Source organism: Pseudomonas sp. UBA5666, assembly GCF_002420785.1.
Taxonomy (GTDB): Bacteria; Pseudomonadota; Gammaproteobacteria; order Pseudomonadales; family Pseudomonadaceae; genus Aquipseudomonas; species Aquipseudomonas fulva.
This window is the reverse complement of record NZ_DIIQ01000033.1, coordinates 2,504-25,790: the sequence shown is the minus strand read 5'-3', so window position 1 is coordinate 25,790 and position 23,287 is coordinate 2,504. Positions and strand designations below refer to the sequence as shown.

Sequence of the window (23,287 nt, the reverse complement as noted above, 5' to 3'; positions counted from 1 at the left end):
ATGTGTCGCAGTCCTGCCTTAAACTCGGGCGCCCCCCTCGGAAGACGTGCCTGATATGGAATTGCAATGGTGGATCTGGTTGGTGTTCGGCATCGCGCTGACGTTGCTCGAGCTGGTCTTGCCTACGTTCTTCATCCTCTGGTTCGGTATCGGCGCCGTGCTGGTGGCCTTGGTTTCCCTGGCGTTTCCAGGCCTGGAACTGGCCATGCAAGGGCTGCTCTGGGTCGTGCTGTCATCGCTGACTACCCTGCTGTGGTTCAAGGTGTTTCGCCGCAAGCAGCCCGATGAGCGCTGGACCGCCGCCAGCGTGATCGGCGAGGTCGGCTTGCTGACCACAGGTGTGTCCGAGTTCCAGAAAGGCCGGGTGCGCTTCCAGAAGCCCGTATTGGGCAACGAGGAGTGGACCTGCATTGCCGATACCACCATCCCGGCAGGCGAGCGGGTACGCCTGATCGCCGTCGAAGGAAATACCGCCCGCGTCATGCGGGCCTGAATCCGTAAAAAAGGAATTTGTCATCATGACCAGCCTCATCGTCGTCGGCGCCATCGCCCTGTTCGTACTGATCACCGTGTTCAAGGGGGTGCGCATTGTCCCCCAGGGCGAGGAATGGATCGTCGAGCGCCTGGGCCGCTACCACACCACCCTCAAGCCTGGCCTCAACGTCGTCATCCCCTACATGGACGTAGTCGCCTATCGCCTGCCGACCAAGGACATCATCCTCGACGTGCAGGAACAGGAAATCATCACCCGCGACAACGCCGTCATCGTCGCCAACGCCCTGTGCTTCGCCAAGGTCATCGACCCGCAGAAGGCGTCCTATGGCGTGCAGAACTATGCCTTTGCCGTCACCAGCCTGACCATGACATCCCTGCGCGCCATCGTCGGCGCCATGGACCTGGACGAAGCCCTCTCCAGCCGCGAACAGATCAAAGCGCGCCTGCGCGAGGCCATGTCCGAGCAGACCGAGGACTGGGGCGTAACCGTACGCTCGGTAGAAATCCAGGACATCAAGCCGTCCCAGAACATGCAACTGGCCATGGAGCGCCAGGCGGCCGCCGAGCGGGAGCGCAAGGCCGACGTCACCCGTGCCGAAGGCGCCAAGCAGGCGGCAGTACTCGAAGCCGAAGCGCGCCTGCAAGCCGCCCGGCTGGATGCCGAGGCGCAGATCAGCCTGGCCGAAGCTTCGGCGCGGGCCATCTCGCTGGTCACCGAAGCGGTCGGCAACGAAACCGTCCCGGCCATGTACCTGCTCGGTGAGCGCTACGTTGGCGCCATGGAAAACCTGGCGAGCAGCACTAACGCCAAGGTGGTGGTACTGCCGGCCGACCTGCAGGAAACCGTACGCGGCCTGATGGGCCGCCACAAGGCCTGAACCTGAACGGCTTCGCGGTGCCAGAGCATCGCGAAGCCAGCCGCCATGCACGCCACCTGCGTCACGTCACCGCACCCCGCCAAATTTGCTTATACTCGGCCGTACAATAGTCGCCACGATTCCTGACCGGATCTCTCCATGCCCCCACGTCGGCACATCGCCTGGATAGCCTGCCTAGCGGTGCTGTTCAACCTGCTGGCCATGCCGTTGTCCTCTGCTGCGCCCAAAGGCCCGGCAGAGCAACTGCTGTGGGGGGCGTTCTGTTCCAGCATGGCCAACAAAGCCAAGGTCGATGTGCAGGCCCTGGCCAAGATCGACCTGGGTCCGCAAAGCGATGACAGCGCCAGCACGATGCACTGCTGGTGCTGCCTGGGTGCTGCGCCGCCGCTCGCATCAGGCGGCCAAGCGTTACAACTGCATGCCCCGCCTGTGCGTCTTGCCGGTCCACTGTCGTTGGATGCGCCACCCACGCCTACGCCGCGCCAGCTCCGGCCCGCGCTCAATCCCCGTGCCTCCCCGCTTGCCTGAGTGTTTCTCGCTGTCTGCCTGAACCTCATTTCATCGGGACATCCATCATGCTCAAGCACGCCCTTGCCGTGGCCGCCCTCCTGCTGCCCGCCGTCTTCGCCCATGCTCACGAATACACCGTAGGCGACCTGCATATCGCTCATCCCTGGTCTTTGCAGCTGCCGCCCAATGCCCCTAACGTCGCCGCGTATTTCGTGGTGCACAACAATGGCAACACCGATGACCGTCTGCTGAGCGCCGAGTCCCCTATCAGCGATGACACCCAGTTGCATGCGCACGCCATGAGCGCGGCCGGTGCCATGCGCATGCAGCAAGTGCCAAACGTAGTAGTGCCTGCAGGCAAGGATCTGGTGTTCGCGCCCAGCGCTTACCATGTGATGCTCATGCAGCCCAAGGATCGCAGCCTGCTGACCGATGGCCAGCGTTTCCCGCTGACCCTTCGCTTCGAGAAAGCTGGCCCCGTCACCGTGCAAGTGGCGGTGCAGAAAGCGCCGCCGACCGGCCAGCCGCAGGCCCATCAGCACTGATTGGCGCTGACAGGGCGTGATGCGCTCGCTGCCACACCGCCAGCCCCGTACCACCCGCCCTGATCGCAGGCGCGCCGGTGGCGGATGGCTGAGCCTGTTCGCCATGTGGATGATTTTCATCGGGCCGCTGGTTTCCCAGTCGATGCCCATGGATCACCACGGCGGCGGCATGCCCATGCCGATGCCGGCTGCTCATCAGCATGGCGACGCTCATCACGGCCCGAGCCAGGACGGCCAGCTTCATGTGATGTGGGAGAAGTGCGGCTATTGCAGCCTGTTGTTCAACTGCCCTGCATTGCCCCAGGCGCTCAGCCCGCTCAACCTGGCAGCCGCCCTGCCTCAAGTCCACTTTCAGCCTGCCACGCGCCACGGGCATGCCAGGCAGGCCGTCTTCCCCGGCGCCCGCAGCCGCGCGCCGCCTGCATCGATCAGTGTTTGACCCGTTTGCGCGCGAAGCCTGATCGCTTCGCGTCTTCTCACGACTGATCGACTGGAATCCTTATGTCCGGCTGCACCCCTCTTTTGTCCCTGCGCGGGACCATCGCCGCCCTGTGTGGCTCGTTGTTGACGCCTGTCGCACTGGCGGCAGACCCTGGGCACCTTGCCCATTCATCCGATGCACCTGAACTCGGCCCTACGGTGATCACCGCCATCGCCCCCAGTTCGCCACTGACCGTGGTCACCAACCCCAAGGACCCTCGCCAGCCCGTGCCGGCCAGTGACGGTGCCGATTACCTGAAAACCATCCCCGGTTTTTCGGCCATTCGTGCCGGAGGCACCAACGGCGACCCAGTACTGCGCGGCATGTTCGGCTCGCGGCTGAACATCCTCACCAATGGCGGGCTGATGCTGGGCGCCTGCCCTAACCGCATGGATGCCCCAACCTCGTACATCGCCCCGGAAACCTACGACCGACTGACCGTGATCAAGGGCCCACAGAGCGTGATCTGGGGGCCGGGCGGCTCGGCAGGCACTGTCCTGTTCGAGCGTGATCCCGAGGTATTCGGCACCCTTGGCAGCCGCGTCAATGCCAGCCTGCTCACCGGCTCCAATGGCCGCTTCGACAAGGTGCTGGACGCTGCCGCCGGCAACAGCCAGGCCTATGCCCGTTTCGTCGGCAATCAGTCGCGCGCTGATGACTACCACGACGGGGCTGGCGATTCGGTACCGTCGCGCTGGGAAAAGTGGAACGGCGATGTCGCCTTGGGCTGGACGCCCGATGCCGATACATTGCTCGAACTCACCGCGGGCAAGGGCGATGGGGAGGCGCGCTATGCCGGTCGGGGCATGGACGGTTCGCAGTTCAAGCGTGAAAGCCTGGGCCTGCGCTTTGAAAAGTCCAACCTGGGCGAGGTCCTCGACAAGCTCGAAGCCCAGGCTTATTACAACTATGCCGACCATGTAATGGACAACTACAGCCTGCGCACACCCTCTGGCAGCGGCATGATGGGCATGCCAATGGTCAGCAACGTCGACCGCCGCACGATGGGCGCACGCATCAAGGCGACCTGGCGCTGGGCCGATGTGCAGTTGATCAGCGGTATCGACGCGCAGACCAACGCGCATCGCCAGCGCGGCGGCATGGGTGTAGACGCGCACAAAGGCCAGGCCTGGACCAAGGATGCCGATTTCCATAATTACGGCGTGTTCGGCGAGCTGACCTGGTCGCTCAGCGGCGACGACCGGGTCATCACCGGTGCCCGCCTGGACCGCGCGTCTGCGCGGGATCTGCGTCAGGCCAGTCCGACCCGCAACGACACCCGCGCCGATACGCTGCCCAGCGGCTTCGTGCGCTATGAACACGACATGGCAGCCCTGCCGGCAACGGCTTACATCGGCCTTGGGCACGCCCAGCGCTTCCCGGACTACTGGGAGCTGTTTTCGCCGAAGACGGCGCCCACCGGGTCGGTCAATGCCTTCGACGGCATCAAGCCCGAGAAAACGACCCAGCTCGACTTTGGTGTCCAGTACCGTAGCGAACGGCTGGAAGCCTGGGCTTCGGGCTATGTCGGTCAGATCCGCGACTACATTTTGTTCGACTACCGCACCGGCATGATGGGCATGGGGGCTTCAAAGGCGCAGAACATCGACGCCCGCATCATGGGTGGCGAGGTGGGTGCGGCCTACTCGCTGAGCGATACCTGGAAGGCCGATGCCACGCTGGCCTACGCCTGGGGCAAGAACAGCAGCGACGGCAAGGCGCTGCCCCAGATGCCGCCCCTGGAAAGCCGCCTGGGCCTGACGTACAGCCGCGATGCATGGAGTGCAGGTGCGCTCTGGCGGCTGGTCGCGGCGCAGAACCGCATCGCCTTCAACCAGGGCAATGTGGTCGGCAAGGACTATGACGCCAGTGCAGGGTTTGGGGTGTTCTCGCTCAACGGCGCGTACAAGGTCAGTAAAAATCTGAAACTCAGCGCCGGGGTCGACAATCTGTTCGACAAGACCTACGCCGAACACCTGAACCTGGCAGGCAACGCCGGTTTCGGCTACCCGGCCAGCGACCCTCAACCGGTCAACGAGCCCGGCCGGACCGTCTGGACCAAAGTCGATTTCAGCTTCTGACATCCACCGCGGGCGCGGCAGTGACCGCGCCCTGTGCGTTTACCTGGAGGTTCCCATGAGAGGAACACGCGTTTCATTCTACAACCTGGCCTGGCGTTGGCATTTCTATGCAGGGCTGTTCGTGGCCCCCTTCATGATCCTGCTGGCCCTTACCGGGCTCGTGTACCTGTTCAAACCACAGCTCGATCCATGGCTGTACCGCGACCTGATGGTGGTCGAGGCCGGCCACCATCGCCAAGGGGCCGATGTGATGCTGGCCGAGGTGCGCACGGCGTACCCCGAAGGCCATGTGGGCCAGTACCTGCCGCCGCTGAACGCGCAGCGCAGTGCGCAGTTCGTGGTGCACGACGGCGGGCGCGAGCTGAATGTGTTCGTCGACCCGTACAGCGGCAAGATCCTCGGCGAGCAGGACGGCAAGCGCAACCTGCAAGCCATCGCCCGCGCCCTGCACGGCGAGTTGATGGTGGGCACCCTGGGTGATCGCCTGGTGGAACTGGCCGCAGGCTGGGGCATCGTGCTGGTGGTTTCTGGCCTGTACCTGTGGTGGCCACGCGGGCGCCTGGGCGCAGGCGTACTGTGGCCGCGCCTGGCCGCCCGAGGCCGGCTGTTCTGGCGCGACCTGCATGCGGTCAGTGGGTTCTGGGGCTCGGCGCTGCTGTTGTTGATGCTGCTCAGCGGCATGACCTGGACCGGGTTCTGGGGCAAGCAATATGCCGACCTGTGGAACCGCTTTCCGGTAGCGATGTGGAACGATGTGCCGAAGTCGGACCAGCAGGCACGCGAGCTCAACCATGCTCACCGCCAGACCGTGCCCTGGGCCGTGGAGAACACGCCGATGCCCCAGTCCGGGGCCCATGCCGAGCACGCCGGGCATCACACCCTGTCCAGCCAACCGGCCGCACCGAACGTGGGCGTGCAACAGGTCGAGGACATCGCCACGGCGCGGCAGGTGGAGCCGGGCTACAGCATTACCTTGCCTACCACGGCCGACGGCGTATTCACCGTTGCGGTGTTCGCCGACGATCCACGCAACGATGCCACCCTGCATGTGGACCAGTACACCGGCAAGGTGCTGGCCGATGTGCGCTGGCAGGACTACAGCCCTGTGGCCCGCGCCACGGAACTGGGGGTCATGCTGCACGAGGGCAAGATGTTCGGCCCGCTGAACCAGATCGTCATTGCGCTGGTGTGCCTGATGATTCTGCTGGGGTCGGTCAGTGGCTTGGTGATGTGGTGGAAGCGCAGGCCCGAAGGCGGCCTGGGCGTCCCCCCGTTGCGCCACGACCTGCCGCGCTGGAAGACGGCCGTGGTAGTGATGCTGGCATTGGGGCTCGTCTTCCCCTTGGTGGGGGTGTCGATGGTGCTGATGTGGGTACTCGACAACCTGATGGTACGGCGCGCCAGGTTGGCGGCGCAGGCATAGGGCACGGTAGGCGGCTGTCGTGGAACCTCAGGCGAGCCGAAAGGCCCGCCGAGCGTTTCACGGCCCTGCCGGTCGGTGCAGCTTTATTGTCCAAAGCGCCGACGCTTGACCCTGATCATTTCTAAAGCGCCCTGCACTCACGATATCGTGTCGATCTGTCACGCCCGCACCTTTGCAGTGCGTGATAGCCTAGCCGGCTACGTCAGCCAACGCGACTGACCTCTACAAGGGAATGCAGCCTATGACGCAAACTGCGCCGACTCCATCCGACGATCAACACCTGCAACGCAACCTCACCAACCGACACATCCAGCTCATCGCCATTGGCGGTGCCATCGGCACCGGCCTGTTCATGGGCTCGGGCAAGACCATCAGCCTGGCTGGGCCGTCGATCATCTTCGTCTACATGATCATCGGTTTCATGCTGTTCTTCGTCATGCGCGCAATGGGCGAACTGCTGCTGTCGAACTTGAACTACAAGTCGTTCATCGACTTCTCCGCCGACCTGCTCGGTCCCTGGGCAGGCTACTTCACCGGCTGGACCTACTGGTTCTGCTGGGTGGTCACTGGCATCGCCGACGTGGTGGCCATTGCGGCCTATACCCAGTTCTGGTTCCCCGACCTGCCTCAGTGGATACCGGCGCTCACCTGCGTGGCCGTGCTGCTGTCGCTGAACCTGGTCACGGTCAAGCTGTTCGGCGAAATGGAGTTCTGGTTTGCCCTGATCAAGATCATCGCCATTCTGGGCCTGATCGCCACCGGCCTGTACATGGTCATCACCGGCTTCACCTCCCCCAGCGGGCGCACGGCTCAACTGGCCAACCTGTGGAATGACGGCGGCATGTTCCCCCATGGCGTGATGGGCTTCTTCGCCGGGTTCCAGATCGCGGTGTTCGCCTTCGTGGGCATCGAGCTGGTCGGCACCACGGCGGCCGAAGCCAAGAACCCGGAGCGCACGCTGCCCAGGGCGATCAACTCGATCCCGATCCGCATCATCGTGTTCTATGTACTGGCACTGATCGCGATCATGGCCGTGACCCCATGGCGCGACGTGGTTCCGGGCAAGAGCCCGTTCGTGGAGCTGTTCGTGCTGGCAGGGCTGCCAGCGGCGGCGAGCATCATCAATTTCGTGGTGCTGACCTCGGCGGCCTCGTCTGCCAACAGCGGGGTGTTCTCCACCAGCCGCATGCTGTTCGGCCTGGCCCAGGAAGGCGATGCGCCCAAAGCGTTCGAGAAACTGTCCCGTCGCGCCGTGCCGGCCAACGGCTTGTACTTCTCCTGCCTGTGCCTGTTGCTCGGCGCGGTGCTGATCTACCTGGTCCCGAACGTGATCGAAGCCTTCACCCTGGTCACCACGGTGTCGGCGGTGCTGTTCATGTTCGTCTGGACGTTGATCCTGCTGTCGTACCTGAGCTACCGCAAGCACCGCGCAGCGCTGCACGAGCAGTCGATTTACAAGATGCCTGGCGGGCGCTTGATGTGCTACGTGTGCCTGGCGTTCTTCGCCGGCATCCTGGTGCTGCTGAGCCTGGAAGCCGACACCCGCTCGGCGCTGCTGGTGACGCCGATCTGGTTTGTGATCCTGGCGGTGACCTACCAGTTCGTGCGTAGCCGGCGCCAGCCGCGTACTGCCGTACGTGGGTCGTCGAGCAACTGATGAGGAAACTGTGCAGCCCATTCTCAGGCAGGACTGGCGAATGGGCGCACAACAGCCAGGCCGCTTCAGCCTTGCTCCAACCCCTTGAGCACTGCCTCGGCCAGGGCCAAGCCTTTCTCTAGCGAGTTTTCCGTCGCGGTCAGTAAACTACGAAGCGGCTCTCCCACCCTTTCCAGTGCTGCGGCATTGGTTTCATAAGCCGCTTTCAGCGCGGCAACGGCGCACACAAGTGCATCCTCGCTATCGATTCCAGCCTGAACCGACAGTATTGGATCATGAGCCTGATTGCAGGTGCCGAAATCGGCACTGGCGGTCACGGAACGCGATGTGCGGGGTGGATCTGGAACGATCTTCTTGAGCATGGTGCATCTCCTTGCAGCTCTCTCTTTATGACGCTCCGAGCCCATACGCCAATATGGGTGGACGGAGCCGTGCGGGTTGGCGTGCCGGCAGAGAGAACCGGTGAGCCCGAAGGCTCCCACACACGGCTCCGCCCATGACGGGTGCAGCCATGCAGAGCAAAGTCGCAAGGAGCGCCAATGCTCGATCTCTCTGTAAAACGGGACGCCAATCCCGGTCGCAGAATCTACTGCGGTGCCGAACGGTACTCAAGTACCGCTTATGTGTCAAAACTGTTCACCGCCCTGGACCCAATCCTGTGCAGGCCACTCGCGCAAGCACCAATCTGGCCCCTATCCAAGCCCTGCATAGAAGCACAACCCTTCTAGACCGCAGCCTTGCGCACCACGGCACAGCCTTTGCAATCGCCCTTCTGCCCACACCACAACAACTCAGCGGAGAGAGCACATGAAGCGACGCAGTCTGATCAAGGCCTTCACCCTCAGCGCCTCGATGGCGGCGATGGGCCTTAGCTGGAGCCTCCAGGCCGCCGAGACCATCAAGGTCGGCATCCTGCATTCGCTGTCCGGGACCATGGCCATCTCCGAGACGTCGCTCAAGGACATGGCCTTGATGACCATCGATGAGATCAACGCCAAAGGTGGGGTGAACGGCAAGATGCTGGAGCCGGTGGTGGTGGACCCGGCGTCCAACTGGCCGCTGTTCGCCGAAAAAAGCCGCCAGTTGCTGACCCAGGACAAGGTCGCGGTGGTGTTCGGTTGCTGGACGTCGGTGTCGCGCAAATCGGTATTGCCGGTATTCGAGGAGCTCAATGGTCTGCTGTTCTACCCGGTGCAATACGAGGGCGAAGAGATGTCGCCGAACGTGTTCTACACCGGCGCTGCGCCCAACCAGCAAGCGATTCCGGCGGTGGAATACCTGATGAGCGAGGATGGCGGCGGCGCCAAGCGTTTCTTCCTGCTGGGCACCGACTACGTCTACCCGCGCACCACCAACAAGATTCTGCGTGCGTTCCTGCACAGCAAGGGCGTGGCCGACAAGGACATCGAAGAGGTCTACACGCCGTTCGGCCACGCCGATTACCAGACCATCGTCGCCAACATCAAGAAGTTCTCCGCTGGTGGCAAGACCGCGGTCATCTCTACCGTCAACGGCGACTCCAACGTGCCTTTCTACAAAGAGCTGGCCAACCAGGGCCTGAAAGCGACCGATGTGCCGGTCGTGGCGTTCTCGGTGGGGGAAGAAGAGCTGCGGGGCATCGACACCAAGCCGTTGGTGGGTCATTTGGCCGCCTGGAACTACTTCGAGTCGGTGGATAACCCGGTCAACCAGAAGTTCGTCGCTGATTGGAAGGCGTATGCCAAGGCCAAAGGCCTGCCTGGCGCCGACAAGGCGGTAACTAACGATCCGATGGAAGCCACCTATGTGGGCATTCACATGTGGGCGCAGGCGGCGGAAAAAGCCAAATCCACCGATGTGGACAAGGTGCGCGAAGCGCTGGCCGGGCAGACCTTCAAGGCCCCTTCGGGCTACACCCTGACCATGGACAAGACCAATCACCACCTGCACAAGCCCGTGATGATCGGCGAGATCCAGGACGATGGGCAGTTCAGCGTGGTGTGGGAGACCGAGCAACCGCTGCGGGCACAACCCTGGAGCCCCTTCATCCCAGGCAACGACAAGCGCCCTGATTACGCCGTGAAAGGCAACTGAGGCCCAAGGCTGCTTTGCAGCCCGCCCGTAGGCGGCCCGGCGTTCGGGTACGCCTGCGCGTAAGCGCTGATTTACAGGAGAGCCTCATGCTCAGATTCCTGCTTACCCTGCTACTGCTGCTGCCCATGGCAGCCCAAGCCAGCGAGGGCGAGTTTTTCCTCGCCGCCAAGCCCGCCGAGCAGGCGCGCCTGCTCGATACCTGGGCCGCCCAACCCGAGCCGGGCCGGCTGGCGCTGTTGGAAAACCTGCAGGCCGGCCGCATTGCCAAGGACGACAACCGCAAGGTGCGCCTGAACAACCGCCTGCGCGGGCTGATCGACAATGCCCTGGCCAGCCACCGGTTACTCAGTGACGACAGCGCCACCCGGCTGGCTGCCGCCAGGCAGTTGCAAAAGAGTGCACAACCGGCCCAGGTCGCCTTGCTCGACCGGCGCTACGCCAGCGAGCCGGATGCGGCCGTGCGGGCAGCCTTGGGCCTGGCGTTGGCCAACCTGCAGCTCGGTGCCAGCGACCCGTCGGTGCGCCTGGCGGCCGTGCGCCTGTTGGGAGAAACCGGTGACCCAACGGCCCGCACCCGCCTGGAGGCGCTGTTGCAACCAGAGATGGAAACGGACCCCACGGTGCGTACCGCCGCTGAAACCAGCCTGGCCCAGGTCAAACGCAAGCTGCTGGTCGGTGAAGTGCTCGGCCAGGCCTTCAGTGGCCTGTCGCTGGGGTCGATCCTGCTGTTGGCGGCGCTGGGGCTGGCGATCACGTTCGGCCTTCTGGGGGTGATCAACATGGCGCACGGCGAGATGCTGATGCTCGGCGCCTACAGCACCTACATGGTGCAGGTCGTGGTGCAGCGCTACGCCCCGGGCGCCCTGGAGTTTTACCCGCTGATCGCCCTGCCCGTGGCGTTCGCCGTCAGTGCCGGTGTCGGCATGGCGCTGGAGCGCACGGTGATCCGCCACCTGTACGGCCGGCCGCTGGAAACCCTGCTGGCCACTTGGGGCATCAGCCTGATCCTGATCCAGGCTGTGCGGTTGCTGTTCGGCGCACAGAACGTCGAGGTCAGCAACCCGGCCTGGTTGTCGGGTGGCATCCAGGTCCTGCCCAACCTGATCCTGCCCTACAACCGCCTGGTGATCATCGCCTTCGCCCTGGCCGTGGTGCTGCTGACCTGGCTGCTGCTCAATCGCACGCGTCTGGGCCTGAACGTGCGCGCCGTCACCCAGAACCGCAACATGGCGGCCTGCTGCGGCGTGTCCACCGGGCGTGTGGACATGCTCGCCTTCGGCCTGGGCTCGGGCATCGCAGGCCTGGGCGGCGTGGCCTTGAGCCAGGTCGGCAACGTGGGGCCGGACCTGGGGCAAAGCTACATCATCGATTCATTCCTGGTGGTGGTGCTTGGGGGGGTCGGCCAACTGGCCGGAAGCCTCTGGGCGGCGTTCGGGCTGGGCATCGCCAACAAACTGCTGGAGCCGCAGATCGGTGCGGTGCTCGGCAAGATCCTCATCCTTGCGCTAGTCATTCTGTTCATCCAGAAGCGCCCGCAAGGCCTGTTTGCCCTCAAGGGACGGGTGATCGACTGATGAACCAGCCACTGCTTGTCACCGCCGCGCACAAAGCCGGCCCTCGCCTGTCGCTGGCGCTGGGTATCGCCGCCCTGACCCTGCTGCTCGCCTTGCCGCTGTTGTCACTGCTGCCCGCCGATCACGCCCTGCATGTGTCGGCCTATGTGCTCACACTGGTGGGCAAGATCCTCTGTTACGCCATCGTGGCCCTGGCCCTTGACCTGGTCTGGGGCTATGCGGGGCTGTTGTCGCTTGGCCATGGCCTGTTCTTTGCCCTGGGCGGCTATGCCATGGGGATGTACTTGATGCGCCAGGCCGCCGGGGACGGGCTGCCGGGTTTCATGACGTTCCTGTCCTGGAGCGAGCTGCCCTGGTACTGGGCAGGGACCCAGCACTTTGCCTGGGCCTTGTGCCTGGCGGTGCTGGCGCCTGGCATGCTGGCCCTGGTGTTCGGCTGGTTTGCCTTCCGCTCGCGGATCAAGGGTGTGTACTTCTCGATCATGACCCAGGCCCTGACCTTTGCCGGGATGTTGCTGTTCTTTCGTAATGAGACCGGTTTTGGCGGCAACAACGGTTTCACCAGTTTTCGCACCCTGCTGGGCTTCGACATCGCCGCACCCGGGACCCGCGCGGTGCTGTTCCTGCTCACCGTCGCACTGCTGGTCGCAAGCCTGTACCTGTGCTGGCGGCTGACGCGCAGCAAGTTCGGGCGCTTGTTGACAGCCGTTCGCGATGCCGAGAACCGGTTGATGTTCTGTGGCTACGACCCGCGTGGTTTCAAGCTGCTGGTATGGGTGCTCAGTGCCATGCTGTGTGGCCTGGCAGGCGCGTTGTACGTGCCACAGGTCGGCATCATCAACCCTAGCGAGATGTCGCCCACCAACTCCATCGAGGCCGCTGTCTGGGTGGCGCTGGGCGGGCGCGGCACCCTGATCGGTCCCCTGCTGGGCGCAGGGCTGATCAACGGCATGAAGAGCTGGTTCACCGTGGCTTTCCCGGAATTCTGGCTGTTTTTCCTCGGCGCGCTGTTCATCCTCGTGACCCTGTACTTGCCCAAGGGCCTGGTCGGCCTGTGGAACAAAAGGAGCCAGCCATGAGAGGCCTGCCCCCGGTACACCCGGAGTTCATGCTCGAACCTGCCTTCGACCCGCAGGGTACCGGCCGTGACGCCATAGGCCTGGGCCATGCCCGGGTACCTGGCCTGGACGCGCGGCACGGCACCGTGCTGAGCCTTGAAGAGGTGAGCGTCAGTTTCGATGGGTTCAAGGCGCTCAATGCGCTGACGCTGTATATCGGCGTGGGCGAGCTGCGCTGCATCATCGGCCCGAACGGCGCCGGCAAGACCACGATGATGGACGTGATCACCGGCAAGACACGGCCCAGCGCAGGCAGTGCCTACTTTGGCGACACGCTCGACCTGACGCGCATGAGCGAATACCAGATTGCCCAGGCGGGTATCGGCCGCAAGTTCCAGAAACCCACGGTGTTCGAGGCGTTGAGCCTGTACGAAAACCTCGAGCTGGCGCTCAAGACCGACAAGTCGGTGTGGGCGAGCCTGAGGTCGCGCTTGAGCGGCAAGCAACGCGACAGGATCGACGAAGTCCTGACCACCGTGCGCCTGAACGGGCTGGCCTCGCGCCAGGCCGGGCTGCTGTCCCACGGCCAGAAGCAATTTCTGGAAATTGCCATGCTGCTGGTCCAGGAACCCCAATTGCTGTTGCTCGATGAACCCGTGGCCGGCATGACCGACGCCGAAACCGCCTTCACTGCCGAGCTGTTCAAGGGGCTTGCAGGCAAGCACTCGCTGATGGTGGTCGAGCATGACATGGGGTTCGTGGGCAGCATCGCCGACCATGTGACGGTGCTGCACCAGGGTTCGGTGCTGGCTGAGGGGTCGCTTGAGCAGGTGCAGGCCGATGATCGTGTGGTCGAGGTGTACCTCGGTCGTTGAGCAAGCGCACGTTTAATCATGCGTACACCGGTGAGCTACCGGGGTCGCACAACCGGTTACTTCAGGAGCCTCGCATGCTCAAGATCGATACGCTGCACCAGTACTACGGCGGCAGCCACATCCTGCGCGGCCTGTCCTTCGAAGCCAGGCTGGGCGAGGTCACCTGCCTGCTGGGTCGCAACGGCGTGGGCAAGACCACGTTGCTGCGTTGCCTGATGGGCCTGGTGCCTGTGCGCGAAGGCAGCGTGGAATGGGAAGGCAAGCCCATTACCGCACTCAAGCCGCACCAACGGGTGCAGGCCGGCATCGCGTACGTACCGCAGGGCCGCGAAATTTTCCCGCGCCTGAGCGTCGAGGAAAACCTGCTGATGGGCTTGTCACGCTTTCCGGGGCGCGAGGCACGTGAAGTGCCTGCCTTCATCTACGAGTTGTTCCCTGTGCTCGAACAAATGAAGCAACGCCGTGGCGGGGATTTGTCCGGGGGGCAGCAACAGCAGCTGGCTATTGGCCGGGCACTGGCCAGTCGTCCGCGCCTGCTGATTCTCGATGAGCCCACCGAAGGCATCCAGCCTTCGGTGATCAAGGAAATAGGCACGGTGATCCAGCGGCTGGCGCAGCGCGGCGACATGGCCATCCTGCTGGTCGAACAGTTCTACGATTTTGCCGAAGCATTGGCGGATCACTACCTGGTCATGGCCCGCGGCCAGATCGTACAGCGTGGCCGGGGCGAAAACATGCAGGCCGAAGGTGTACGCGGGCTGGTAACCATTTAACCTGCACGCTTCGACCTAGCGAGACGCTGCCATGAGTCACGAAATCCGCGACGCCCTGCCTGCCGACCTACCGGCCATCCTCGACATCTACAACGATGCCGTGCGCAACACCACGGCTATCTGGAACGAGACGCCGGTGGACCTGGCCAACCGCCAGGCCTGGTTCGACGCCCGTGCGCAACAGGGTTACCCGATACTGGTGGCCGTGGACGGCGCCGACGTGCTGGGCTACGCCTCGTTCGGGGACTGGCGCCCGTTCGAGGGCTTCCGCCACACGGTCGAGCATTCGGTGTACGTGCGCAGCGATCAGCGCGGCAAAGGGCTTGGGCCGGCGCTGATGCATGCATTGATCGAGCGCGCACAAGGTTGCGGCAAGCACGTGATGGTCGCGGCCATCGAAAGCGGCAACGCAGCGTCTGTGCACCTGCACGAGCGCCTGGGGTTCGTGGTCACCGGGCAGATGCCGCAGGTGGGGGTGAAATTCGGGCGCTGGCTGGACCTGACCTTCATGCAGCGGGTGCTGAACCCAGGGGCCGAGCCAGACCTGTCATGACACTGGGCAAGGCCGCCTTCACGCAGCCTTGCCCGGTGACACAAGGCTGCGCAGGCCAGCGCTCCAGCCCTGCCCGCGCCTGACTCCCCTCACATCTGCGTGAACCTGCCCAGGCGCTGGCGCAACATGCTGTTCTCGTTGCGCAGCTGCTGCACCTCCTGGAGCAATTCCAGGGCCAGCGCCACGCCTTCCCATTCCAGCTCCAACTCCTGGTGCAGCTTGGCCGCGCGCCTTGCCAGCAGCGGTGCCTGATCGTCGAACAGCCAGTCTTCAGGCCTGCGCCCGGTTGGCTCCACAATGCCGTGCTCGACGATCTCGATCACACAGTCCGCCGTAAGGTCGGCTTCCTGACACAAGGTATGCATGTCCAGTTGAACGATCAGGGTGCTGCTCATGATCACTTACTCCATTGTGCCCTCGGGTCGAACGCGGCCTTCTCGGAAAGCTTGGCCCACAGTTCCCGGGTAGATTCGTCAGAGGTGGTCGGCATGACGACCTTGAGCTGTGCATAGAGGTTGCCGCGCTGGCCCTGCTTGTCGGCCAGGCCCTTGCCTGGCACCCGCAGGCGCTGCCCGCTCTGGCTGTCGGGGCGGATGGTCAGGTTGATCCTGCCTTCGAGCGTGGGCACCGCCACCTTGGTGCCCAAGGCCGCTTCCCAAGGCGCCAGCGGCACGGTGATGATCAGGTCATGCCCCTCGACGTCGAACAGCGGGTGCGGGGCCATGCGGATGGTCAGGAACAAATCGCCATTGGCACCGCCACCGACACCCGGGGCACCCTGGCCCTTGAGGCGAATGCGCTCGCCATCGGTCACGCCGGCCGGGATCTTGACGTTCAGGGTCTTGGTGGTGAACCCCGTACGCTGGCCCATGGCATTGGTTTGCGGAACCTGGAAGCTGATCTGTTTGGACTCCTTGCTCAGGGTTTCTTCCAGAAATACCGCCAGTTCAAGCTCCACGTCCTGCCCTCGCCTGCCGGCACTGCGCTGTTGTTGACGGGCGCCCCCGAACGGGTTGCCTCCACGACCGCCGAACATCGAGCTGAAAAAGTCCGAAAAATCGCCACTCTCGAAACCGCCTCCGGCCCCGCCTCGGCTTTCCCAGCCTGGCGGCGCCTGGAATGGCCGACCATGCTGGCCGCCGTACTTGCGAATTTCATCGAATTCGGCGCGTTTCTGCGCGTCGCCCAGCACTTCGTAGGCCTCGTTGGCTTCCTTGAATTTGTCTTCGGCGTCGCGCTCTTTGCTGACATCAGGGTGATACTTGCGGGCCAGCTTGCGGTACGCGGCCTTGATCGCCTTGTCGTCCGCTGTGGGCTCTACGCCAAGTATCTTGTAGTAGTCTTTGAAGTCCATCTAGGGATCACCAGTGAGAATGTGCGTGTTGCTGGAGAAGATAGGGATCAAGCATAGCCTTTCAAGGCCCGCTTGGGGTTGCTCCATGGCAGACGACCGGTCTTGATTCTGTCGCCAGCTGGCATACACTGCGCGGCCGTTTTGCCTCCGGAAGCCTTTTCCCCATGTCCGACGTATCCCCGGCCCGCGCCCTTGGCATCGACTTTGGCACCTCCAACTCGACGGTTGGCTGGCACCGACCGGGCACGGAATCGCTGATTGCCCTGGAAGACGGCAAGATCACGTTGCCCTCGGTGGTGTTCTTCAACATCGAGGAGCGCCGCCCTGTCTACGGTCGGCTGGCCCTGCACGAATACCTCGAAGGCTACGAGGGGCGCCTGATGCGCTCGCTCAAGAGCCTGCTCGGGTCCAAGTTGATCAAGCACGACACCAGCGTGCTGGGCAGCGCACTGCCGTTCAAGGACCTGCTGGGCATGTTCATCGGTGAGCTGAAAAACCGCGCGCAGGCCGAGGCCGGCCGTGAGTTCGATCAGGTGGTACTCGGCCGCCCGGTATTCTTCGTCGACGAGGACCCGGCAGCCGACCAGGAAGCCGAGGACACGCTGGCCGAGGTAGCACGCAAGATCGGCTTCAAGGACGTGTCGTTCCAGTACGAGCCCATCGCTGCGGCGTTCGACTACGAGTCGGGCATCAGCCGGGAGGAACTGGTGCTGATCGTCGATATCGGCGGCGGTACTTCCGACTTCACCCTCATCAGGCTGTCGCCTGAGCGGCACGCGGTAGCCGAGCGCCAGAGCGACATCCTTGCGACCGGTGGCGTACACATCGGCGGCACGGACTTCGACAAGCAGCTGAGCCTGCAAGGGGTGATGCCGCTGTTCGGTTATGGCAGCCGCATGAAAAGCGGTGCCTTGATGCCAACCAGCTATCACCTGAACCTGGCCACTTGGCACACGATCAACGCCTTGTACTCACAGAAGTCGCAGCTGGCCCTGGGCAACATGCGCTACGACATCGAGGACACCCTCGGCGTAGATCGGCTGTTCAAGCTCATCGAGGAGCGCGCCGGGCATTGGCTGGCCATGGAAGTGGAAGCCAGCAAGATCGAGCTGACCGAACAGCCCAGTCGTCATGTCGACCTCGGCCGCATCGAACCCGGCCTTGGCGTGGACCTGTCTCGCAGCTTGTTCGAGATGGCCATCGAAAGCCTGCTGGAACGGGTGCGGGCCAGTGTCACGGACTTGCTGGCCAAGGCCGGGGTCAGCCAGGGCCAGGTCGACACGGTATTTTTCACGGGCGGCTCCAGCGGCATTCCAGCCCTGCGCAACAGCGTGGCGGCGATGTTGCCCAATGCACGTCATGTGGAAGGCAACATCTTTGGCAGCATCGGCAGTGGGCTGGCCATCGAGGCACGCAAGCGCTACGGCGCGTGACGAAATGACCGGGGTAAGGGGCGCTTGGGTCGCCCCTCGTTGGCGGTGGCGCTGGTCAACACCGCCTGACCAAGCCTGACGCCGGCCCTGCTATGCCCTGAGCAGGGCCGTCATGGCCGCATTCATACCAGCTCCATCCTGCGCAGCTCGCTCTTGAGATAGGCGTAATAGACCGGCCCTGCCACCACCCCCGGCAGGCCGAACGCCGCTTCGAACACCAGCATCGCCAACAGCAGTTCCCAAGCCTTGGCCCTGATCTGCCCCCCGACGATCTTGGCGTTGAGGAAGTATTCCACCTTGTGGATGACGATCAGGTAGACCAACGCCGCCGCAGCCACCCACACCGACAACGACAACCCCACGATGGTGATCAAGGTGTTGGACATGAGGTTGCCAATGACCGGTAGCAGACCCAACAGGAACGTCAGCACGATCAAGGTCTTGGTCAGCGGCAGATGCACCCCGAACAACGGCAGCACCACGGCCAGGAAGATGCCGGTGAATGCGGTATTGAGCAGGGAAATCTTGATCTGGGCGAAAACGATGTTGCGAAACGCCTGGACCAGCAGGCTCAGGCGCTCGAACAGGGCGGCAGCCAGTGGCTTGCGCCGAGAGATGTCGGGTATGCGCTGCAGGGCGACGATAGCCCCCAGGATCATGCCGATCAGCAGGGTCACGAACATGTGCGCCATGCCCTTGCCCACCAGTTGCAAATCACTGAGGTGGCTCTTGATCCAGTCGCCGATCGCCACTTTGAACTCTGCCGCGCTGGCCGGCAGGTAGCCCTCGATGAACGGCGGCAACTGGCCGCGTGCCCGCTCCACCAGCGCCATGAACTTGTCCAGCGAAGCGCCTGGATTTTCCGCTTCATGCAACAGGAAGCTGAATGCCCCGGCGATCAACAGCGCAAGGCTGATCACCACCAGCGTCCCCAGCAGCGCCACTGCCAGCCAGCGCGCACGCTGCCCGGCAATCAACGGCTGCAGGCGCGGCGTGAGCATGTTGACCAGTTCGAACACCAGCAGGCCTGCCAGCAGGCTGGGCAGCAGCTTCAACGGCAATGCCATCAGCAAGCCTGCGAATACGATGATCAAACTTGCCAGGGTGACTTGGCGGGGGGTGAAGGTCATACAGCCTCAGCGGCAGCCAGCGAAGAAGATCCGCAGTCTGCCAGCGTTAGGCCTGCAGGCATAGGCACCGATCATTTCTTCTTCAGGCAGTCACTCATGAACGCCTTGCGCTCATCACCCTTGAGCACCTTGGCAGTGGCGTCGGCATTGCACGTCTTCATTTTTTCCTGCTGGGTGGGTGGCACCTGTTTCTTCAGGCACGTACTCATGAAGGCCTTGCGGGCGTCGCCCTTGAGCGATTGCGCCGTGGCATCTGCATTGCACGTTTTCATCTTTTCCTGCTGGGTAGTAGTTGCCGCAAAGCCCTGGGCGCTGAACATCAGCGCGACCATCAGCAACGGAATGTGCAGCCGTTTCATGTCGTGTTCTCCTGAGCCCGCGCCCAACGCACGGTGACACCAGCAGTGTAGACAAGCCTGGCGCGAGGCCCGGTTTGCCATCAAGCGCACGACAACCATTTGCACGCAGGCAATTGGCTAGCTCGATCGAACTCCTGGCGCTGCGTGAGGTTCAAAACCTGCACATACCCTTTTGTGCAAGGAGCGGGACGATGTTCAAGCAGACTCTGGCAATCCTTCTGGCCAGCGCCACCCTGGCGGCATGCGGCAGCCGCCCGGAAAACCCGGTGGACTATGTGACCTACCGCAACGAGCCCCTGGTCAAGCAGGTCGAAAATGGCATGACCATGCAGCGCGTGATCGCCATCGGCGGCAGCCCGTCCAATGTCATCGACCTGCCCAATGGCGGCACCTGCAACGATTACATCCTCAACCGCGACGGCAAGCAGCAGCCGTACTACGTGCGCTTCGATGCCACCGGCCATGTGGATGCCAAGGGTTTCAAGACCTGCAAACAACGTGAAGAAGACCGCGAGGCCGTCAAAGGCGCGTAAGGCTTCCGCTACCTGACTACGACTACCTGATGCTTTTCGGAGATGAAACATGAACACGACTGAAATGACCGATATCCAGACCCTGCGCCAGCGTGCACGCGAGCATGTGGAAAATGGTGCAGTGACCGAAGGCTACAATGCCGATCGCGAGCGCATCATCAAGCTGCTCAACGATTCGCTGGCCACCGAGCTGGTCTGCACCCTGCGCTACAAGCGTCACTACTTCATGGCTTCTGGCGTCAAGGCCAGTGTGGCTGCCGAAGAATTCCTGGAGCATGCCAACCAGGAATCCGAACACGCCGACAAGCTGGCCGAGCGTATCGTGCAACTGGGCGGTGAGCCTGACTTCAACCCGGACAACCTGAGCAAGAACTCCCACGCCCAGTACGTGGCAGGTGCGACCCTCAAGGAAATGGTCCTGGAAGACTTGGTGGCCGAGCGTATCGCCATCGACAGCTACCGCGAGATCATCCAGTACATCGGCGACAAGGACCCGACCACTCGCCGTATCTTCGAAGACATTCTGGCGCAAGAAGAAGAGCACGCCGATGACATGTCCGACCTGCTCGACGGTCTGTAAGGCCAATCGCAACACGCAAGGCCGCTGATGCGGTAATGCTCGTCACGCAGGGCTGCTTCGCAGCCCATTGTGGTCGGTCCGGCGCCCTGATCGGACCGTTCCCAGCCTCGGTGATTGTGAAGCGCCGACTGTCTTGTCCCAGACCTTTGAGTTACTGAACCCTGTGATCGGTCCCGCCGAGGTGCTGGGCTGGCTGCCAGGCCACGCAGCGCCAAGGGTTTCCAGCTCGGCAGCTCAGAGGGTCGGGGCTGCTGCGCAGCCCCAGCATTCCAGCTCGGCAACTAACAGGGCCACAGGGCGCGGCAGGACATCTGAACCGCCGCGCCCATCGTCTTCCATCACTTGCGGCCTTTGACGGCCGCCGGCGCCTTGCCTTCCTTCATCTGCTGCAACAACGGTGTGCACTGGTTGGGATCATCACCACTGCTGGGCGCGACCAGCGCCAGGAGACCGGCCGCAGGCCCCGCGACCACCCCAAGGGCAACCATGCCGGCACCGCGCAGCGCCAGCGGTACGGCCTGCACCCCGGCGCTCGGTTTGGCGAAAGCTCCCCGCACATACAGCGGCGAGCGCAGGGAGAACAGCCTCAGCCCCTTGGATTCCGGTGTGATCTTCAGGTCCAGGCGCTCATTGGCGAAGTTGGCGGTGCCGTTGATGTAGATGATCGCGTTCTCGGTATCGAAAATGAACAGACGCGTGCTGGCAAGGCCATCCTTGATACCGACATCGGCAGCGGCGCAGTTGATCTTCACGTCTTCATCACCGAACAGTTTGTCGACGATGTAGTTGCCCACGTTCAACCCTGCGATTTCCATGAGGCTGCGGCTGATGGCGCCATCGTTGACCAGCATGCGCAGGTCGCCATTGGCGCTACCGAGCAGTGCTGCCACGGAGTTGCCGCTACCGGTAATGTCGGCATCCCCATTGAGCTCGCCAAAGCTGCTTTGCATCGGCGCGAAAGAAGGGAACAGCTGCTTGAGCTTGAATCCCCTGGCGGTCAGCCGTGCACGCCCCTGCAACGGAACGTTGCGGCCGTCCAGGCGGATGCGCGATGCCAGATTGCCGCCCGCTACGCCAAACCTCAAAGGCTCCAGGCGCAGCAGGCCGTCTTCCAGGATCACGTGGGCCGACAGGTCGTTGAAGGGAAGCTGCTCGCTGTGCACGATGCGCTTGCCGGTGAAGGTGACATCGGCATCCATGGCGCGCCAGCGGTCGGTACGAAATTCCTCGACCGGCAGGACCTTGTCGGACGGCTGCTTGCTGGCACCGCCACGGGCTTTCTGCTCGGCATTGGAGTCAGCGCCGATCAGTGGCGCCAGGTCCTTGAACAGGAGCTGGTTGGAAACGAGCTTGCCCGTGAGCTTGGGCCGAGGCTTGCTGGCGACGTACGCCAGGTCACCATGAATGTCGCTGTCACCGATCTTGCCATTGAACCCTTGGTACTTGAAGGTGGCGCCCTGCTCAGCGTGCAGGTTGGCGCTGAGGTGGCCATCGGTGGAATATGCCGGGGTGTCAGGCAATGTCACGCCGGTCAACGGGAACAGATTGCCAAGGCTCGCGCCCGACAGGCGCAGTCGCAGGTCGAGTGCACCCAGGTTGAGCGGATCGGTCAGGGTACCGGCCAGTACCACATGGGTGTCGGCGATGCGCACATCCGCTTGCAGTGGGAAGGGTTGATCGGATGCTTTGAGTGCCAGCAGGCCACCGATCTTGCCAGTGCCGGACACGGGCTGATCCTTGTAGCGCCCCTGCGCCTTGAGGCCGAATGCATAGTCCTGTGCAGGCGCCGACTTCTCGGCCGTGGCCTTGCCCACGATGTCGCTGAACGGAATGGGCTTACCCAGCGGATCGATCTGGACCTTCATGCGAGCATTGAGCGTCTGGTCGTCGAAGCTGACGTTACCTTGGTCGAAACCAATCGCACCGATGTCCATTTCCCATTTGGACGGTGCTTCGTTTTCGTCTTTCGGGCCGAAGTCGAAGTTCCAGTTGGCCCTGCCGTCCGCCAGGCGTGTCAGGCTGGCAGTCGGCTTGGTCAAGTTGATGCGCGGGATGCTGACTTGGTGAAACAACAGGGGCAGCGGCGACAGGCGAAACTCCACGCGCTCCAGTGCAACCATCTGCGGCTCTTTGAGCCAGTCCGGGTTGCCCAGGGTGAGGTCTTCAGCCGTGAAATGCGGCCAAGGTATCCATGCCCGCCAGCCCCCTTCTTCAGGCTCGGTGCGCCAGTGCACTGCAAGGTTGCCGTTGATGGCGAAGGGCCGATGCAAGGCCTCGGACACCTTCTCGTTGAGCAGCGGCTTGACACGGTTCCAGTCGAAGGTGGCAATCACCACGACCAGGATTGCCAGCACGGTCAGCAGTGTGGTCAGGGTCCAGAGGATGATTCTGGCGGGGCGCGTCATTGCGTGAGTCTCCATGCGGCAAGGCGAAAACAAGCGTAGCGGTGAGGGGTCATGTATCTGGGACTGATGAAAGGCGTGAGGGTTTTATCTCAGGGGGAGGATAGCCAAGAATTTCCCGCGTCTGGGTGCGTTTGGCTCGTCATGCTCACTCGGTGCATCCCTTACGCACCCCTACCATCAAGCCCGCCGGCGGCCCTGCAAGGCTCTGAATAGAGCCTTTGACGCCTGATATCAATGGGGTCGATTTTTACCATTACCCGGATGAACTTCTCTGTGCAGGTGCGAGGCGTAGCATTGGCTACACACCCACTTTCCAGCCCCGCAGAGGAGCACCGAATCATGAAACGCCACCTGTTGACCCTCACCTTTTCCTTGCTTGCAGCCAATGCGTTCGCCCTGCCAGGTGCCGAGCAGCACCTGACGGCCGAATCGCGTTCGAGCGCTGTTCAAACCATCCAACCACTTGAAACACTCGCCGAAGGCGGCTCCGACCGGTTGATCGAGCGCAGCGCCCGTG

General features: G+C 63.1%; 23 protein-coding genes and 1 pseudogene. 18 read left to right on the top strand and 6 right to left on the bottom strand.

From position 1 onward, the window contains the following. The first annotated feature begins 55 nt into the window (after window positions 1-55). The 8 genes from B2Y33_RS14680 (at window position 56) to cycA (ending at window position 8,070) form a co-directional block, all read left to right on the top strand. Entirely contained in the window at window positions 56-493 is a 438-nt protein-coding gene (locus B2Y33_RS14680; protein ID WP_027915285.1) for an NfeD family protein, read from the top strand. Between the two features lie 25 nt (window positions 494-518). Further along, on the top strand, window positions 519-1,373 hold the full coding sequence (locus B2Y33_RS14675) for an SPFH domain-containing protein (protein WP_027915286.1): 855 nt from the start codon (window positions 519-521) through the stop codon (window positions 1,371-1,373). A 138-nt stretch (window positions 1,374-1,511) separates the two neighbouring features. Beyond that, window positions 1,512-1,901, top strand: a complete 390-nt coding sequence (locus B2Y33_RS14670) for a DUF2946 domain-containing protein (protein WP_027915287.1) — start codon at window positions 1,512-1,514, stop codon at window positions 1,899-1,901. A 47-nt stretch (window positions 1,902-1,948) separates the two neighbouring features. Continuing rightward, window positions 1,949-2,428 carry a copper chaperone PCu(A)C gene (locus B2Y33_RS14665; protein WP_027915288.1) on the top strand — a complete coding sequence of 160 codons (480 nt, stop codon included), beginning with the start codon at window positions 1,949-1,951 and terminating at the stop codon, window positions 2,426-2,428. Window positions 2,429-2,447: 19 nt separating this feature from the next. Then, window positions 2,448-2,867, top strand: coding sequence for a DUF2946 domain-containing protein (locus B2Y33_RS14660; RefSeq protein WP_206405539.1), 420 nt, complete (start codon window positions 2,448-2,450; stop codon window positions 2,865-2,867). A 62-nt stretch (window positions 2,868-2,929) separates the two neighbouring features. Beyond that, window positions 2,930-4,990, top strand: coding sequence for a TonB-dependent copper receptor (locus B2Y33_RS14655; RefSeq protein ID WP_206405538.1), 2,061 nt, complete (start codon window positions 2,930-2,932; stop codon window positions 4,988-4,990). Between the two features lie 55 nt (window positions 4,991-5,045). After that, the gene (locus B2Y33_RS14650) at window positions 5,046-6,413 is read left to right on the top strand and encodes a PepSY-associated TM helix domain-containing protein (RefSeq protein ID WP_027915291.1); all 1,368 of its coding nucleotides are present in this window, start codon (window positions 5,046-5,048) and stop codon (window positions 6,411-6,413) included. A gap of 241 nt (window positions 6,414-6,654) precedes the next feature. Continuing rightward, a complete protein-coding gene (gene cycA, locus B2Y33_RS14645; protein WP_206405537.1) occupies window positions 6,655-8,070 on the top strand; it encodes a D-serine/D-alanine/glycine transporter in 1,416 nt (471 codons plus the stop codon). A gap of 65 nt (window positions 8,071-8,135) precedes the next feature. Here cycA and B2Y33_RS14640 read toward each other — a convergent pair whose 3' ends face one another. Beyond that, window positions 8,136-8,432 carry a hypothetical protein gene (locus B2Y33_RS14640; RefSeq protein ID WP_027915293.1) on the bottom strand — a complete coding sequence of 99 codons (297 nt, stop codon included), beginning with the start codon at window positions 8,430-8,432 and terminating at the stop codon, window positions 8,136-8,138. Between the two features lie 445 nt (window positions 8,433-8,877). On the opposite strand from B2Y33_RS14640, the gene urtA reads away from it, so the two are divergent. From urtA to B2Y33_RS14610, 6 genes are all read left to right on the top strand, one after another. Further along, window positions 8,878-10,143: an urea ABC transporter substrate-binding protein gene (gene urtA, locus B2Y33_RS14635; protein ID WP_028687175.1), complete on the top strand. Its 1,266-nt coding sequence runs from the start codon at window positions 8,878-8,880 to the stop codon at window positions 10,141-10,143. Between the two features lie 86 nt (window positions 10,144-10,229). Next, window positions 10,230-11,717: an urea ABC transporter permease subunit UrtB gene (gene urtB, locus B2Y33_RS14630; protein WP_027915295.1), complete on the top strand. Its 1,488-nt coding sequence runs from the start codon at window positions 10,230-10,232 to the stop codon at window positions 11,715-11,717. Further along, the gene (gene urtC, locus B2Y33_RS14625) at window positions 11,717-12,796 is read left to right on the top strand and encodes an urea ABC transporter permease subunit UrtC (protein WP_027915296.1); all 1,080 of its coding nucleotides are present in this window, start codon (window positions 11,717-11,719) and stop codon (window positions 12,794-12,796) included. The genes urtB and urtC overlap by 1 nt, the downstream gene beginning before the upstream one ends. Continuing rightward, a complete protein-coding gene (gene urtD / locus B2Y33_RS14620; RefSeq protein WP_206405536.1) occupies window positions 12,793-13,650 on the top strand; it encodes an urea ABC transporter ATP-binding protein UrtD in 858 nt (285 codons plus the stop codon). The genes urtC and urtD overlap by 4 nt, the downstream gene beginning before the upstream one ends. A gap of 74 nt (window positions 13,651-13,724) precedes the next feature. Beyond that, window positions 13,725-14,423 (top strand): urea ABC transporter ATP-binding subunit UrtE, encoded by a 699-nt coding sequence (gene urtE, locus B2Y33_RS14615; RefSeq protein ID WP_028687178.1) that lies wholly within the window; start codon window positions 13,725-13,727, stop codon window positions 14,421-14,423. Window positions 14,424-14,454: 31 nt separating this feature from the next. Continuing rightward, window positions 14,455-14,976, top strand: coding sequence for a GNAT family N-acetyltransferase (locus B2Y33_RS14610; protein ID WP_132578023.1), 522 nt, complete (start codon window positions 14,455-14,457; stop codon window positions 14,974-14,976). 89 nt (window positions 14,977-15,065) lie between these two features. Here B2Y33_RS14610 and B2Y33_RS14605 read toward each other — a convergent pair whose 3' ends face one another. Together B2Y33_RS14605 and cbpA are read right to left on the bottom strand one after the other, a co-directional pair. Next, on the bottom strand, window positions 15,066-15,371 hold the full coding sequence (locus B2Y33_RS14605; protein ID WP_023534557.1) for a chaperone modulator CbpM: 306 nt from the start codon (window positions 15,369-15,371) through the stop codon (window positions 15,066-15,068). 2 nt (window positions 15,372-15,373) lie between these two features. Continuing rightward, a complete protein-coding gene (cbpA, locus tag B2Y33_RS14600; RefSeq protein ID WP_027915300.1) occupies window positions 15,374-16,330 on the bottom strand; it encodes a curved DNA-binding protein in 957 nt (318 codons plus the stop codon). A 164-nt stretch (window positions 16,331-16,494) separates the two neighbouring features. Here cbpA and B2Y33_RS14595 point away from each other — a divergent pair, with 164 nt between their 5' ends. Then, complete coding sequence (locus tag B2Y33_RS14595; RefSeq protein ID WP_028687180.1) at window positions 16,495-17,763, top strand: Hsp70 family protein; 1,269 nt, start codon at window positions 16,495-16,497, stop codon at window positions 17,761-17,763. Window positions 17,764-17,885: 122 nt separating this feature from the next. On the opposite strand, the gene B2Y33_RS14590 is transcribed toward B2Y33_RS14595, so the two are convergent. Further along, window positions 17,886-18,893, bottom strand: coding sequence for an AI-2E family transporter (locus B2Y33_RS14590; RefSeq protein ID WP_027915302.1), 1,008 nt, complete (start codon window positions 18,891-18,893; stop codon window positions 17,886-17,888). 71 nt (window positions 18,894-18,964) lie between these two features. Continuing rightward, window positions 18,965-19,252, bottom strand: a complete 288-nt coding sequence (locus B2Y33_RS14585; RefSeq protein ID WP_027915303.1) for a PsiF family protein — start codon at window positions 19,250-19,252, stop codon at window positions 18,965-18,967. A gap of 191 nt (window positions 19,253-19,443) precedes the next feature. On the opposite strand from B2Y33_RS14585, the gene osmE reads away from it, so the two are divergent. Together osmE and B2Y33_RS14575 are read left to right on the top strand one after the other, a co-directional pair. Then, window positions 19,444-19,785: an osmotically-inducible lipoprotein OsmE gene (gene osmE / locus B2Y33_RS14580; RefSeq protein WP_027915304.1), complete on the top strand. Its 342-nt coding sequence runs from the start codon at window positions 19,444-19,446 to the stop codon at window positions 19,783-19,785. A 49-nt stretch (window positions 19,786-19,834) separates the two neighbouring features. Then, window positions 19,835-20,365, top strand: a complete 531-nt coding sequence (locus B2Y33_RS14575; protein WP_023534650.1) for a ferritin-like domain-containing protein — start codon at window positions 19,835-19,837, stop codon at window positions 20,363-20,365. 338 nt (window positions 20,366-20,703) lie between these two features. Here B2Y33_RS14575 and B2Y33_RS14570 read toward each other — a convergent pair whose 3' ends face one another. Next, the gene (locus tag B2Y33_RS14570) at window positions 20,704-22,770 is read right to left on the bottom strand and encodes an AsmA family protein (protein WP_132578021.1); all 2,067 of its coding nucleotides are present in this window, start codon (window positions 22,768-22,770) and stop codon (window positions 20,704-20,706) included. 339 nt (window positions 22,771-23,109) lie between these two features. Here B2Y33_RS14570 and B2Y33_RS14565 point away from each other — a divergent pair. Next, window positions 23,110-23,287: pseudogene (locus tag B2Y33_RS14565) on the top strand (phage infection protein); the annotation flags it as partial.

Coding starts and splice junctions, on each gene's coding strand:
- urtB (WP_027915295.1), top strand. CDS start 10,230: ATGCTCAGATTCCTGCTTACCCTGCTACTGCTGCTGCCCATGGCAGCC.
- B2Y33_RS14655 (WP_206405538.1), top strand. CDS start 2,930: ATGTCCGGCTGCACCCCTCTTTTGTCCCTGCGCGGGACCATCGCCGCC.
- B2Y33_RS14670 (WP_027915287.1), top strand. CDS start 1,512: ATGCCCCCACGTCGGCACATCGCCTGGATAGCCTGCCTAGCGGTGCTG.
- B2Y33_RS14680 (WP_027915285.1), top strand. CDS start 56: ATGGAATTGCAATGGTGGATCTGGTTGGTGTTCGGCATCGCGCTGACG.
- B2Y33_RS14595 (WP_028687180.1), top strand. CDS start 16,495: ATGTCCGACGTATCCCCGGCCCGCGCCCTTGGCATCGACTTTGGCACC.
- B2Y33_RS14610 (WP_132578023.1), top strand. CDS start 14,455: ATGAGTCACGAAATCCGCGACGCCCTGCCTGCCGACCTACCGGCCATC.
- B2Y33_RS14675 (WP_027915286.1), top strand. CDS start 519: ATGACCAGCCTCATCGTCGTCGGCGCCATCGCCCTGTTCGTACTGATC.
- cycA (WP_206405537.1), top strand. CDS start 6,655: ATGACGCAAACTGCGCCGACTCCATCCGACGATCAACACCTGCAACGC.
- urtD (WP_206405536.1), top strand. CDS start 12,793: ATGAGAGGCCTGCCCCCGGTACACCCGGAGTTCATGCTCGAACCTGCC.
- B2Y33_RS14585 (WP_027915303.1), bottom strand. CDS start 19,252: ATGAAACGGCTGCACATTCCGTTGCTGATGGTCGCGCTGATGTTCAGC.
- osmE (WP_027915304.1), top strand. CDS start 19,444: ATGTTCAAGCAGACTCTGGCAATCCTTCTGGCCAGCGCCACCCTGGCG.
- B2Y33_RS14660 (WP_206405539.1), top strand. CDS start 2,448: ATGCGCTCGCTGCCACACCGCCAGCCCCGTACCACCCGCCCTGATCGC.
- B2Y33_RS14605 (WP_023534557.1), bottom strand. CDS start 15,371: ATGAGCAGCACCCTGATCGTTCAACTGGACATGCATACCTTGTGTCAG.
- cbpA (WP_027915300.1), bottom strand. CDS start 16,330: ATGGACTTCAAAGACTACTACAAGATACTTGGCGTAGAGCCCACAGCG.
- urtC (WP_027915296.1), top strand. CDS start 11,717: ATGAACCAGCCACTGCTTGTCACCGCCGCGCACAAAGCCGGCCCTCGC.
- urtA (WP_028687175.1), top strand. CDS start 8,878: ATGAAGCGACGCAGTCTGATCAAGGCCTTCACCCTCAGCGCCTCGATG.
- B2Y33_RS14570 (WP_132578021.1), bottom strand. CDS start 22,770: ATGACGCGCCCCGCCAGAATCATCCTCTGGACCCTGACCACACTGCTG.
- B2Y33_RS14640 (WP_027915293.1), bottom strand. CDS start 8,432: ATGCTCAAGAAGATCGTTCCAGATCCACCCCGCACATCGCGTTCCGTG.
- B2Y33_RS14575 (WP_023534650.1), top strand. CDS start 19,835: ATGAACACGACTGAAATGACCGATATCCAGACCCTGCGCCAGCGTGCA.
- urtE (WP_028687178.1), top strand. CDS start 13,725: ATGCTCAAGATCGATACGCTGCACCAGTACTACGGCGGCAGCCACATC.
- B2Y33_RS14590 (WP_027915302.1), bottom strand. CDS start 18,893: ATGACCTTCACCCCCCGCCAAGTCACCCTGGCAAGTTTGATCATCGTA.
- B2Y33_RS14665 (WP_027915288.1), top strand. CDS start 1,949: ATGCTCAAGCACGCCCTTGCCGTGGCCGCCCTCCTGCTGCCCGCCGTC.
- B2Y33_RS14650 (WP_027915291.1), top strand. CDS start 5,046: ATGAGAGGAACACGCGTTTCATTCTACAACCTGGCCTGGCGTTGGCAT.